The organism is Mesorhizobium sp. WSM4814 (assembly GCF_055811595.1).
Window position 1 is genome coordinate 1 of the sequence record NZ_JBVVQT010000030.1, and the last position, 12,625, is coordinate 12,625.

At 62.7% G+C, this 12,625-nt stretch carries 13 protein-coding genes; 7 read left to right on the plus strand and 6 right to left on the minus strand.

Features of this window, described 5'->3' with window-relative positions; genetic code table 11:
* Positions 1-224 precede the first annotated feature (224 nt).
* Positions 225-578: a YciI family protein gene (locus AC0L2V_RS28925; RefSeq protein ID WP_027155901.1), complete on the plus strand. Its 354-nt coding sequence runs from the start codon at positions 225-227 to the stop codon at positions 576-578.
* Positions 578-1,828, plus strand: a complete 1,251-nt coding sequence (locus AC0L2V_RS28930; RefSeq protein WP_473511674.1) for an RNA polymerase sigma factor — start codon at positions 578-580, stop codon at positions 1,826-1,828. The genes AC0L2V_RS28925 and AC0L2V_RS28930 overlap by 1 nt, the downstream gene beginning before the upstream one ends.
* Before the next feature lie 323 nt (positions 1,829-2,151).
* On the opposite strand, the gene cysK is transcribed toward AC0L2V_RS28930, so the two are convergent.
* From cysK to hrcA, 3 genes are all read right to left on the minus strand, one after another.
* Positions 2,152-3,132 carry a cysteine synthase A gene (gene cysK / locus AC0L2V_RS28935; protein WP_023803671.1) on the minus strand — a complete coding sequence of 327 codons (981 nt, stop codon included), beginning with the start codon at positions 3,130-3,132 and terminating at the stop codon, positions 2,152-2,154.
* A gap of 304 nt (positions 3,133-3,436) precedes the next feature.
* On the minus strand, positions 3,437-3,634 hold the full coding sequence (locus AC0L2V_RS28940; protein ID WP_023803672.1) for a hypothetical protein: 198 nt from the start codon (positions 3,632-3,634) through the stop codon (positions 3,437-3,439).
* Positions 3,635-3,715: 81 nt separating this feature from the next.
* Positions 3,716-4,831, minus strand: coding sequence for a heat-inducible transcriptional repressor HrcA (gene hrcA, locus AC0L2V_RS28945; protein WP_027155899.1), 1,116 nt, complete (start codon positions 4,829-4,831; stop codon positions 3,716-3,718).
* A 135-nt stretch (positions 4,832-4,966) separates the two neighbouring features.
* On the opposite strand from hrcA, the gene rph reads away from it, so the two are divergent.
* The 5 genes from rph (at position 4,967) to AC0L2V_RS28970 (ending at position 9,474) form a co-directional block, all read left to right on the plus strand.
* Positions 4,967-5,683 (plus strand): ribonuclease PH, encoded by a 717-nt coding sequence (gene rph, locus AC0L2V_RS28950; protein ID WP_023803674.1) that lies wholly within the window; start codon positions 4,967-4,969, stop codon positions 5,681-5,683.
* Positions 5,684-5,690: 7 nt separating this feature from the next.
* Positions 5,691-6,101 (plus strand): VOC family protein, encoded by a 411-nt coding sequence (locus AC0L2V_RS28955; RefSeq protein WP_473511676.1) that lies wholly within the window; start codon positions 5,691-5,693, stop codon positions 6,099-6,101.
* Positions 6,101-6,763, plus strand: a complete 663-nt coding sequence (gene rdgB, locus AC0L2V_RS28960; RefSeq protein ID WP_473511677.1) for an RdgB/HAM1 family non-canonical purine NTP pyrophosphatase — start codon at positions 6,101-6,103, stop codon at positions 6,761-6,763. Before AC0L2V_RS28955 ends, rdgB begins: the two co-directional genes overlap by 1 nt.
* Positions 6,760-7,923, plus strand: coding sequence for a radical SAM family heme chaperone HemW (hemW, locus tag AC0L2V_RS28965; RefSeq protein WP_473511679.1), 1,164 nt, complete (start codon positions 6,760-6,762; stop codon positions 7,921-7,923). Before rdgB ends, hemW begins: the two co-directional genes overlap by 4 nt.
* A gap of 147 nt (positions 7,924-8,070) precedes the next feature.
* On the plus strand, positions 8,071-9,474 hold the full coding sequence (locus AC0L2V_RS28970) for a caspase family protein (protein WP_473521844.1): 1,404 nt from the start codon (positions 8,071-8,073) through the stop codon (positions 9,472-9,474).
* 115 nt (positions 9,475-9,589) lie between these two features.
* Here the strand turns inward: AC0L2V_RS28970 and AC0L2V_RS28975 are convergent, their stop codons facing one another.
* Genes AC0L2V_RS28975 through AC0L2V_RS28985 form a run of 3 tightly spaced genes read right to left on the minus strand, consistent with a single transcriptional unit; the run spans position 9,590 to position 12,292 of the window.
* The gene (locus AC0L2V_RS28975) at positions 9,590-9,766 is read right to left on the minus strand and encodes a C-type lectin-like domain-containing protein (protein ID WP_473521845.1); all 177 of its coding nucleotides are present in this window, start codon (positions 9,764-9,766) and stop codon (positions 9,590-9,592) included.
* An 11-nt stretch (positions 9,767-9,777) separates the two neighbouring features.
* Positions 9,778-11,361 carry a caspase family protein gene (locus AC0L2V_RS28980; protein WP_473521846.1) on the minus strand — a complete coding sequence of 528 codons (1,584 nt, stop codon included), beginning with the start codon at positions 11,359-11,361 and terminating at the stop codon, positions 9,778-9,780.
* Positions 11,362-11,386: 25 nt separating this feature from the next.
* Positions 11,387-12,292, minus strand: a complete 906-nt coding sequence (locus AC0L2V_RS28985; protein ID WP_473521847.1) for an FHA domain-containing protein — start codon at positions 12,290-12,292, stop codon at positions 11,387-11,389.
* Positions 12,293-12,625: the final 333 nt, after the last annotated feature.

Consider the following 12,625-nt stretch of genomic DNA (forward strand, 5'->3'; position numbering starts at 1 on the left):
CGTCACATCAAAGGAATGCGCCAACTACTTCACCGAGGCCGGCTATGTCCCAACCTAAAATCATCGCGCTCTAGACGAACGGCTGGGTGATGCCGCAACGCATGGCCGCTTGCGCGATGTGCGATCGGAGCCGAAAGATTTTCGCAGAGCCTGTCGAAATCGCGCGTGGCCGCGCGACATACGTTCGGCTCGCAACGATGCGGCCTTCGAAAATGGAGAAGACCATGCGATACATGCTTTTGATCTACGTGAACGAAGCCGCGATGGCGGCCGCGCCGACGGAGAAGACCTACGAGATCAGCGCAGCCTATGGCGCCTATACCGAAGCGTTGAAGAAGTCCGGCTCCTGGTTGGCCGGTGACCGGCTGAAGCCGACCCAAGCCGCGACCTCGGTGCGGATGGCCAACGGCAAGACCAATGTGCTCGACGGTCCCTATGCCGATACCAAGGAGCAGCTCGCCGGTTTCTACATGATCGAGGCGGAGGACGCCGACGCGGCTATTGCCTGGGCGGCGCGATGCCCAGCTGCCAGCACCGGCACAGTCGAGGTGCGGCCGATCTGGGAACAAACCATGTGATGACGAATGACCTTGAGGTCGCCCGGGCGGCGGCGGAAGCGGCCGCCCGGCAAAGCTACGGCAAGCTCATCGCCTTCCTCGCCGCCCGCACGCGCGACGTGGCCGGCGCCGAGGACGCGCTGGCCGACGCCTTTGCGGCGGCGCTGGAGCGCTGGCCGCAAACCGGCGTGCCGCAGAAGCCGGAAGCCTGGCTGCTGGCGGTGGCGTGCAGACGCCGCGTCGACGCGATCCGGCGGCGGCTGACCAGTGAGGCGAGCCGCGACCATCTCAGGCTGATCGCAGAGGAGATGGAGGCCCGCATGATCGATGAAGACCTGCCCGATGAGCGGCTGCGGCTGATGTTTGCCTGTGCCCATCCGGCGATCGAGGCTGGCGTGCGCGCGCCGCTGATCCTGCAGGCCATTCTGGGCTTCGACGCAGCGACGATCGCCTCGGCCTTCCTGGTGTCGCCGGCAACGATGGGCCAGCGCCTGGTGCGCGCCAAAAGCCGCATCCGCGAAACCGGCATTCCGTTCCGGGTGCCTGAAAGGACCGAACTCGGCGAGCGGCTGGATGCGGTGCTGGAAGCGATCTACGCCGCGTTCGCCGAAGGCTGGTCCGACCCGGCCGGCACCGAAACCCGCCGCCGCAATCTCGCGACCGAAGGCATCTGGCTCGGCCGGCTGGTAGCCTCGCTGATGCCGGATGAGCCGGAAGCGCTTGGCCTGCTGGCGCTGATGCTGTTTGCCGAGGCGCGGCGTGCGGCGCGGCGCAACGCCGCCGGGGACTATGTGCCACTGGCCGAGCAGGAGCTTGCGCTGTGGGACGGCGCCTTGATCGACGAAGCTGAGACACTGCTCAGGCGCGCCGCGACCAAGGGCGTCGTCGGCCGCTACCAGCTCGAGGCGGCCGTGCAATCCGCCCATACGACCAGGCGGCTGACCGGGCGGACCGACTGGGTCGCGATCAGACATCTCTACGACGCGCTGTCGGTGATTGCCGCCTCGCCGGTGGTCTCGATCAACCGCGCGGTGGCCATTGCCGAGGCCGACGGCGCCGCGGCGGGATTGAGTGCACTTGATGAGCTTGGTGGAGACAAGCGGCTGCATGATTATCAGCCTTACTGGGCCGCCCGCGCGGGCCTTCTGGCCAGACTCGGCAAAACTCGGGAGGCTACTGAGGCCTATGACCGGGCGATCGGCCTCGAACGCGACCCGGCCGTGCGCCGGTTCCTGCAGGCACGACGGGCTGGGCTCGCAGCCGAAGAATGAGGTGCGGGAAAGGCCGGGATCAGACATGATCCGATGTTTGGGATCTAAGGCCGGCCGCTGGCGCCGCCCCTCATTGTCCTGCCCGTCCTCCGCAGCAACTGCGGAGGGTGGACCGTAAACGGGGAGAAAGAGGCCGGGTCGCGGTGTCGGCACTTTTTTCTGCAACGCTGGCGATTGGCGAACCCGTCAATGAGAGCGCCCCCTCGCCCCGTTTACGGGGAGAGGATGCCGGCAGGCAGGATGAGGGGCGGCGCCGGCTTCGACAATTGGCGGGCGCTACGGAAGCGCAGGAAACCGCAACCGCAGGCCGGCACAAATATGCCCTAAGCCCCCAGCCCTTCGAACAGGATCGTCGACAGATAGCGTTCGGCGAAGGACGGAATGACTACCACCAGGTTCTTGCCCTCGTTCTCCGGCCGCGAGCCGACGACGATCGCCGCCTGCAGGGCAGCGCCCGACGAGATGCCGACCGGCACGCCTTCGAGGCGGGCGACAAGCCGCGCATTGGCGACCGAATCCTCGTTGGAGACCTTGACGATCTCGTCATAGATGGTCGTGTCGAGGATCTTCGGCGCGAAGCCGGCGCCGATGCCCTGGATCTTGTGCGGGCCGGGCTGGCCGCCCGACAGCACCGGCGAGGCCTCCGGCTCGACGGCGACGACATGCACGGAGGGCTTGCGCTGCTTCAGCACCTGGCCGACGCCGGTGATGGTGCCGCCGGTGCCGATGCCGGCGACAAAGATGTCGACTTCGCCATGAGTGTCGTTCCAGATTTCCTCGGCTGTGGTGCGGCGGTGAATTTCCGGATTGGCGGGATTTTCGAACTGCTGCGGAATGATGGCGTCGGGCAGCGTCGCGGCCAGTTCGTCGGCCTTGGCGATGGCGCCTTTCATGCCTTTCGGCCCTTCGGTCAGCACCAGTTCGGCGCCCAGCAGCGCCAGCATCTTGCGGCGTTCGACCGACATGGTTTCCGGCATGGTCAGGATCAGCTTGTAGCCCTTGGCGGCGGCGGCGAAGGCGAGCGCGATGCCGGTGTTGCCCGAGGTTGGCTCGATCAGCGTGGTCCTGCCGGGCGCGATCCTGCCCGATGCCTCCAGCGCCTCGATCATCGAGACACCGATGCGATCCTTGACCGAGCCGATCGGGTTGAAGAATTCGAGCTTGGCCAGCAGATTGGCGACGACGCCCTTTTCCCCGGCGAACTTGTCGAGCCGCACCAGCGGCGTGTCGCCGATCGTCTCGGTGATCGAATTGTAGATGCGGCCGCGGCCGGGCACAGGCACGGTGGTGGCGGGCTTGTTCATTGGTTTCGCTCCCAAGAGGTCAGATGGGCAAGGGTCAGGCAATCAAGTGAGTCAGGCAACTAAGTCTCGACCAGGCAGGATAAAGCCTTCGGCCGCGCAAGCTAGTCTGCCGTTTGAAAATATCCGCTGGGTCGCATGCTGAATACATCCTCGCCCGCAGGTGACGGCCAGATGCAACCGTCGCCGTCCTCCGGGCACCGCATCACTTGCCGGTCGGCCCCAGACCGCGTCGCCGGAGACGACGAATCCGGTCACGAGATCCTCATGCTCGCCGGTCGGCTAGCCGTCCTTGCACCTTTCGGGCTCAGTTCCCGGCGGCGTAGAAATCGTCGTCGAGGCGCTTTTCCAGCGCGACGAGATCGGCCGGCAGCGGCAGGCCCATGGCGCGCATCTCCCCCAGCTTTTCGCGCAACTGCTCCTGCACTTCATGCTGATCCTCGGGCTGGTTGATCATCTGCTCGAGCAACAGGCTGATCTGAGCCTTGAATGATTCCAGCGCCATTTTTTTCTCCTTGAGGTTCCCTTAAGCGTGTCGCGTTGGAAGGATCCGTGCGACGCGCTTCGGTTTTTTGGGCGACATGCATTATCGCAGCATGCGGGAAATAAGCTGCGCGGTATAGTCGACCATCGGCACGATGCGTGCATAGTTCAGCCGGGTCGGGCCGATGACGCCGAGCGCGCCGATGACGCGGGCGTCCTTGTCGCGATAGGGCGCCACGACCAGCGACGACCCCGACAGCGAAAACAGCTTGTTCTCCGAGCCGATGAAGATGCGCACGCCGGAGCCTTCCTCCGCGAGGTCGAGAAGCTGGATCAGCCCGTCCTGCGTCTCCAGATCCTCGAACAAATGCCGCAGCAGCTCGATGTCGGCCTGGGCGGTGACATTTTCCAGCAGATTGGCGCGACCGCGCACGATGAGACGCGCCGGCAAGCCGCTCTCGGCGCCTGCCCAGACAGCAAGGCCCTTCTCGACTAAATCCTGCGACAGCGTGTCGAGGGCGGCCCTGGTTTCTTCCTTGATGCGGGCGATCTCGACCCGCGCCTCGGCCAGCGTGCGACCGCGGATATGGGCGTTGAGGAAATTCGAGGCTTCGTGCAGTTGCGAGACAGTGATGCCGGCGGGCAGGTCGACGACGCGGTTTTCGACGTCGCCGTTCTGCGACACCAGCACGGCCAGCGCCTTGTTCGGCTCGAGCTGGATGAATTCGATATGCTTGAGCGCCACCTCGTTCTTGGCGGCAAGCACGAGGCCGGCGCCGCGCGACATGCCGGACAGCATCTGGCTCGCCTCGGTGAGCATGTGCTCCAGCGTCGCACCAGAGCCGGAGGCGCGTACCTGCGCCTCGATGGTGCGGCGCTCCTCGTCGGAGAGATCACCAAGCTCCATGAAGGCATCGACGAAGAAGCGCAGGCCGGCCTGGGTCGGCAATCGGCCGGCTGAGATATGCGGCGCGTAGATCAGGCCGAGATGCTCGAGATCGCTCATCACATTGCGGATGGTGGCCGGCGACAGCGAAGACGGCAGGATACGCGACAGGCTGCGCGAGCCGACCGGCTCGCCGTCCTTCAGATAGGAATCGACAATGCGCCGAAAGATGTCGCGCGAGCGCATGTCGAGCGATTGAAGGGCGGGCGATTGAAGCGCGGGGGATTGGAGCGCTGCCGCCGACTGGGAACCGGGATCGACTGCCTTGGTCATTCGAGCCAAATACCTCCGGCCCAAGGATATAGACATCGGCCGCGCCCGCGCAACTGGTCCATTTTCCTTTGCGCCTCTCGTCGCGTGCGGCTACAAGCCGGCCACGACTCCTAAATCGACAAGAAAGAAGCCTGAATGCGCCCTTCCAAACGCCAGTTCGACGAAATGCGCGCCATCTCCTTTGAGCGCGGCGTCTCCAAGCACGCGGAAGGCTCGTGCCTGGTGAAGTTCGGCGACACCCACGTGCTTTGCACCGCCAGCCTCGAAGAAAAGGTGCCGGGCTGGATGCGCAATTCCGGCAAGGGCTGGGTGACGGCGGAATACGGCATGCTGCCGCGCTCGACCGGCGAGCGCATGCGCCGCGAGGCTTCGGCTGGCAAGCAAGGCGGCCGCACGCTGGAAATCCAGAGGCTGATCGGCCGTTCGCTGCGCGCAGTGGTCGATCTGCAGGCGCTGGGTGAGCAGCAGATCACCGTCGACTGTGACGTGATCCAGGCCGATGGCGGCACGCGCACCGCCTCGATCACCGGCGGCTGGGTGGCGCTTTACGACTGCCTGCGCTGGATGGAAGCCCGGCAGATGGCCAGCGTCGCCAAGGTGCTGAAGGACCATGTCGCGGCTATCTCCTGCGGCATCCACGACGGCCAGCCGGTCATCGACCTCGACTATCTCGAGGATTCATCGGCCGGCACCGACGCCAATTTCGTCATGACCGGCAAGGGCGGCATTGTCGAGATACAAGGCACGGCCGAGGGCGAGCCTTTCTCGGAAGAGCAATTTGCGGCGCTGATGGAATTGGCCAAGAAAGGTATTGCGCGACTGGTCAGCCTGCAGCAGATGGCTGTAGCTTAACCCTGTCATGACCCCTTCTGCCATCCTCGAATCAGCGCTATATGTGATCGACCTCGCTGCCGCGGAAAAATTCTACACCGATGTGCTCGGGCTCGATCTGCTGGGCAAGGTCGACGGCAGGCATCTTTTCTTCCGTTGCGGGGACGGCGTGCTGCTCATCTTCAACGCCGAGGCGACCAAGATGCCGCCGGCGCCCGATGCCAAGCTGAAAGTGCCGCCGCACGGCACGGTCGGCGACGGCCATCTCTGCTTTGCGGCGAGCGCGGACGAGATCGTGCGCTGGAGAGCGCATCTTGAGCGCAAGAAAATCGCCATCGAGAGCGAGTTCGAATGGCCGCAGGGTGGCCGCTCGATCTATATTCGCGACCCCTCCGGCAATTCGATCGAATTCGCCGAACCAAGAATCTGGGGCATCTGATGCAGTCGCTTGATGGACATGAGATCGTTGTCGCCAGCCACAATGCCGGCAAATTGCGCGAATTCGCCGATCTGATGGCGCCGTTCGGCATAGAAGCGAAGTCGGCCAAGGAATATGGCCTGCCGGAGCCGGACGAGACCGGCACCACCTTCGAGGAGAACGCCTATATCAAGGCCTTTGCCGCCGCCAAGGCGACAGGCCTGCCGGCATTGTCGGACGATTCCGGCCTGTGTGTCGATGCGCTGGGCGGAGCGCCCGGCGTCTACACCGCCAACTGGGCCGAGGCGCCCGACGGGAGCCGCGACTTCGGCATGGCGATGCAGCGAGCCGAAGTGGCGTTGCAGGAAATCGGCGCGGTTGATCCAGCGCAGCGCAAGGGCCGTTTCGTCGCCGTCATCTGCCTGGCCTTTCCCGACGGCGCGGCCGAATATTTCCGAGGTGAGGTCGAGGGCACGCTGGTATGGCCGCCGCGCGGCGAACTCGGCTTCGGCTACGACCCGGTGTTCGTGCCGGACGGTTTCCAAAAGACTTTTGGCGAGATGACCGCAGAGGAGAAACATGGCTGGAAGCCCGGCCAGCCGACGGCATTGTCGCATCGGGCTCGCGCCTTCCAGAAATTCGCACAGGCCAGACTGGATTTGGCGCGATCGGCGGTGAAATGACCATGCTGCTCGACCGCAGCCCCGGTTTCGGCGTCTACGTGCACTGGCCGTTCTGCGCGGCCAAGTGCCCCTATTGCGACTTCAACAGCCATGTCCGCCACCAGCCGGTCGACCAGGAGCGTTTCGCGCGCGCCTTCGAGACCGAGCTTGCGACGATGCGCAACCGCACCGGACCGCGCGAGGTGACCAGCATTTTTCTCGGCGGCGGCACGCCATCACTGATGAAGCCGCAAACCGTCGCGACGGTGCTGGACGCGGTGGCGAAGAACTGGACGGTGCCTGCCGGCATCGAGGTGACGCTGGAAGCCAACCCGTCTTCGGTCGAGGCCGAGCGCTTTCGCGGCTATCGGGAGGCAGGCGTCAACCGAGTGTCGCTCGGCGTGCAGGCGCTGAACGACAAGGATCTGCGCTTTCTCGGCCGGCTGCACAATGTCGATGAAGCGCTGCATGCGATTGGGCTGGCGCGTGAGATTTTCCCGCGGCTGTCGTTCGATCTGATCTACGCACGGCCCGGCCAGACACCGGAAGCGTGGCAGGCGGAGCTCGAGCAGGCGATCGGCCATGCCGCCGACCATTTGTCGCTCTACCAGTTGACCATCGAGGAAGGCACGCCGTTCCACGCGCTGCATGCGGCCAGGAAATTCGCTATTCCCGACAATGACCATGCCGCCGATCTCTATGCGCTGACGCAGGAGATCACCGCCGCGCATGGGCTGCCGGCCTATGAGATTTCGAACCACGCCAGACCAGGCGCCGAAAGCCGGCACAATCTCACCTATTGGCGCTATGGCGAATATGTCGGCGTCGGTCCCGGCGCGCATGGCCGCTTCGTCGAAAACGGCCGTCGCGTGGTGACGATCGCCGAACGAATGCCGGAAACCTGGGCCAATCTGGTCGAGGCCAAGGGCCATGGGGTCACCGGCGGCGAGATCCTGACGCGCTCGGAAGAGGCCGACGAGTTCCTGTTGATGGGGCTGAGGCTGGCCGAGGGCATCGACCTCTCTCGCTATGAAGCGTATTCCGGCCGTGGCCTGTCGACGGCGCGGCTGTCGATGCTGCAGGGCGAGGGGCTGGTGGCGCCGATCGGCAATGCCCGCCTGCGCGCCACGCCGGCCGGCATGATCGTGCTGGATGCAGTGGTGGCGGATCTGGCGCGGTAAAGGCACAGGCCAGGACTACGAAGGAATATCCCAGCGCCGGGCCAGCCTGCAATCCGCGACCGATATTTACTTGCAAGCGTGGGCCTGACTGGTCAAGCTTCTGTCGGGTGCCGCTAATATGCGGTTGAAGCAGACCGCGGGGCTAAAATGCGCCTCTTCAATATCGCGCTTGCTGTCCTTGCCCTGATCGGCGGGCTGGAGGTGGCGTGGGCTGAAAAACGCGTTGCGCTGGTGATCGGCAATTCGAACTATCAGCGGGTGGCTAGACTTCCCAATCCGAACAATGACGCTGCTGACATGGCGACCTTGCTCTCAATGGTAGGGTTCAAAGTATCTCGCAAGATGGACTTGGACCATACCGCGTTCAGGAAAGCTCTGCAGGAGTTCGGTCGCGAGGCGGAAGGTGCTGATTTCGCAATAATCTTCTTTGCGGGACATGGGGTTGAGGTTGAGAATAGAAATTTTCTGGTTCCTACAGATGTCAGCCTGAGCGCTGATTCCGACGTGGAGTTTGAGGCAATCCCGCTCGATTTGGTGATGAACGCGTTGTCCCGTGTCTCCGGCGTGCGAGTGGTTCTACTTGATGCTTGCCGGGACAACCCCTTTATCGCGGCCATGCGAAGATCAAATGCAACGCGTTCCATTGGCAGAGGCCTGGCTGCGATTGAGCCGGCAGCCGGAACCTTGGTCGGGTACGCTGCGAAGGAAGGTACGACCGCATTCGATGGAGGGGGACGGAACAGTCCCTACACTGCAGGGCTGTTGGCGCATCTGGGTGAACCCGGGGTAGACATCCAATTCGTGTTTCGCAAGGTTCGCGACACTGTTCTGGCCGCGACAGGCGGCAAGCAGGAACCATTCACGTATGGATCGCTGCCTGGCAGGGAAATTTTCATTGCCCCTCCTCGTGGCGCAACGGCAGTCTCGCCAGCCAACAACAGCCGAGATGCGAGCCTGACGGAAATCGAGTTGTGGACCTCAATCCGCGGCTCCAAAAGCAGCGGAGCGTTAAAGGATTATCTTCGACTGTACCCGGACGGCCTGTTTGTGGCTCTCGCCAGACTCCAGATTCAACAGTTGGAGAATGCAGATCATCAATCGGACGCCAACCAGGAAGATGCCCCGAACGAACTGGCGAAGCGGATACAGCGCGAGCTTGGCCGCGTTGGGTGTAATCCGGGAAACCCAGACGGCATCTGGGGTGGAAGAACCCAGGAGGCGTTGCGCCGTTTCGCTCGCTACTCCGGCGCTGAGATCGACATGGCGAAACCGACAGAAATTGCTTTGAGGAAACTGGAAGGGAGCACAGCTCGCGTGTGTCCGGTGGTTGCCCGGCCGAATTCGATAGAAAAACCCCGCCATGCGAATAACCCGAACACCCGGCCACGATCGCCAACGGAACAGAAGCGTGCCGCCACTGCTCCGGGCGCGAGCAGGCCAGCTCGCGTTTGCAGGGCAGAAACCCACGATGAGTGCAGGGTCAGAGCGCGGGCCGCCGGGGCTCGCCGGGGCAGCGGCTTCTGCCGCGATCGACTTACAATCTGCGAGTGACGTGCCTCGGCAGAGGCTGCCGATCGATCACGGCCACGGGGCGTGTGTTGAAGCCGGCGAGAACCGGTAAGCGGCAGCCGAGAGGCATGCTGGCGATCCCATCTTCCACCTCGTCCTATTGAAACTCGATAATGTAGCCGTGCGAGCTGTTTTGCGGACCCATGTCGTCCCACGTGCTCGCCTTGAGATCGGCCGTGTCGCGGTTGCCGTCCAAATGAGCATAAAACATCGCAAAATCATCACCCTGCTTGTGCTCGTTGGGGTGGTTGGGAAGCCAATTGTTGTAAGTCATTGCCTCGCCGGTCAACCATCGCCAGCCGCCACGAGGCTCGCGCCCCCCCGGATCCTGCTCAAGGCCGATCCACGGACCCATCTTGTAGGACACACTCTTCCGTCGAAGCCAGTTTCGAACATCCGTTCATCAGTCTCGAACAGCCCGTAAATAAAGTCGTTCTCCGCCTTTGACGAGATCGCCGCCAGATGCGCTTCACACCGCTGGGCAGCAGATTTGGCGGTCTGCCAAGACGAGTGGCGATCGTAAACCGCCACATAGAGGCGGCTCCCAAACTCGCCGTAGATGATTTCTTTGCCCCTGAGGCACTGCGCGGCGCGAATAGTGCGCTCATCGGTTTCGAGCCCTTTCAAATCCTCGGGGTCGAAGAGCCGCGCCTCGTCGGCAGATACGACGGAATCCGTGCTCGTGACGCCAACCAGCTCCAGCCTGTTGGCGACGACGCTATTGATGTATCCAGTCTCGGTGAGCCCCAGCACCTTCTGGTATCGAGAGATCGCCCTGCGAGTCTTTTGACCGAGATTGCCGTCCGCCGCACCTATGTCATATCCGAGGTCGGAAAGCGTCAGCTGGATTTCCTTGCGTTGAGACTGCGTCAGCTTCATATGGCGTTCAGCTTCCTGCGGCGACACGAGGCCATCGCCGCCACGTTCGAGCAGGCGCAGCGCAGCGCGAGCGCTGTCGGAGAAAGAGCCGGATTGGTGCTTGGCCAAGTAAAGCTGCCAGCCGCGTGCAGTGGCAATGCGCTCGGCCTTTTCGAAATCTATCTGGGCGAGAAAATCGGATGCGGCGACAGCGGTCGCCGGCGCGCTGGCGTTGAAGTAAAATTCAGCGGCAATGTTCGAGACAATCTGCGGCGATTGGAGGTTGTTCGTCTTTATGCGGACATCGCGGATCACACGCTTGAAGGCCGTACCTACCTCTAGCGAAGGGCTGGACATATGTTCAACTAAGGCCGTCGTGAAAGGCGAGTTCTCACCGACTCCATCGTAGGCGACCTGGCCAGGCGAAGCGGAGAAGGCGATCATCGTTCCCGAGCCGGTGGAACCCACAGGCGCCAGCCCCTTCAAGGCAGCGCCGCGGGTGACGCCTTCGACGCTTGCATTCAGCCGGTCGGCGATCGGATTATTGCGACAGGCATCGACGAAAAGAAGCGACAGCGAGGCTTTCCGCTCCATAGTGCCTATAATGGAATTCAGCGCGATGGCTTCGGCGTCGACATCAAACTCCGACAGCAGCTCGGCATCGAGCCCGAGCAGAAAATTTTCGCCTTTCAGCTGCATCCCGTGGCCAGCGAAGTAGAACAAGGCGGTGTCGGCTGGCCCGATCTTCTTTGAAAAAGTAGAGAGTCCTCTCGCGAAACCGGCCCGGTCGACATTGATCAGACTGTCTACCTCGAAGCCGTTTTCCTTCAGGAACGCTGTAAAGGCACGGGCGTCGGCGGCGGCGTTCGCCAACGGCGTTGTCGCCGTGTAGGCAGAATTCCCGACTACCAACGCAAGGCGCTTACCTTCCGCAGCGCGTAGCGGCGCTGAAAAGCCCAGCACGATCAGAAGCAAAAAGAATAGAAATGCCTGAAGATTTCTGAGCCCCATGGCTGCCTCTCCTATGCTGGCGCGACTATTCTAGGCTGAATACCTCGATCATCTCGGCGCGCCCTTTGACCTCGTGATGGCCGCAGGACTTGAAATATTGTCTGCCTTCAGGCCAGTGCTCGACGAATTGGGCGCTGACCAACAGTGGCTTGTCCAGTTTTCGCGTCAATCCCTCAATACGAAAGGCCAAATTCACGGCATCGCCCAGCGCGGTGTTGATGCCTTTGCCCATAGCGCCGATAGCAACTTCACCCACATGAAGGCCAATGCGGCAGTCGAGTACGATGTCTTGTTGTTCCCGGACCAGTACTCGGGTTGGCGACGTAGCCGCGTCTTCCGCAGCGCGGAGCGCCTGGGCAGCCTGAACCGCAGAGACACAGGCATCCGCTGCGGTCCCGTGCCAATAAGCGAATACACAATCACCGATGAATTTGTCGATCGAGGCGCCGTAGTGCTTCAAGATCATATTGCAGTCCAAGTACCACTCGGCCAGGAGGGCCGCCACCTGTTCCGGGGACAGCCTTGCGCTAATTGCGGTAAACTCCTTCAAATCAGCAACGAACAGGGTGGCCGGCCGGCTCTTGGGGGCTGCCGGGTTGCCCCATTGCGTTTTTGTGTTCGCCACTTGCGAGTCTGGATCGGGGGCAGTCGTGCCCTGGTCGAAAAGAAAAATCGATCTGCCGAACTGGACGCGATCGCCGGTGTGCAGCACACGCGCGGTTGTGAGCGCCACGTCATTCACATAACTGCCATTGGCACTGCCGACATCGACAACCCAGTAGTTCGCGCCGTCGCGCCGGATCGTTGCATGCTGGCGCGAAACTTCCCCGTCTTCCAAGTGTATGGTGGCATGTTCGCCACGACCAATCAGGTTGAAATCTCCCAGCCTGTAGGCCTCTCTGCTGCTCAGTGCGGTTAAAGTTGCCGACATGATCCTCTCCCGTACGCTCAAGTGCGCACGCAGGTTCAATATTAGCACGTTATGAACAGAGGCTGGCGACATTCCAGACGACGAGTCATGAACCCAGTCTGGAAGCGTTTGCTGGAAGCGCGGGTCTCGAACTATCCGGGTTGAATGATGCGGCCGAGCGTTCCCCCCGCGCTTTAGAGGGAAGTGTCTCGGCCAATCGCGAAGGTCGCGGTAGTCAGGCGTCGTGCTTGGGGCGGCGCCTGGCGTGGTCTTTCTCGGCGTCCGCCTCACCGTCGCGAGCCGGCTTGGCCTCGCCCTTGTCGCGGCGTGCACGGTATCGATCGCTTGTCGGAT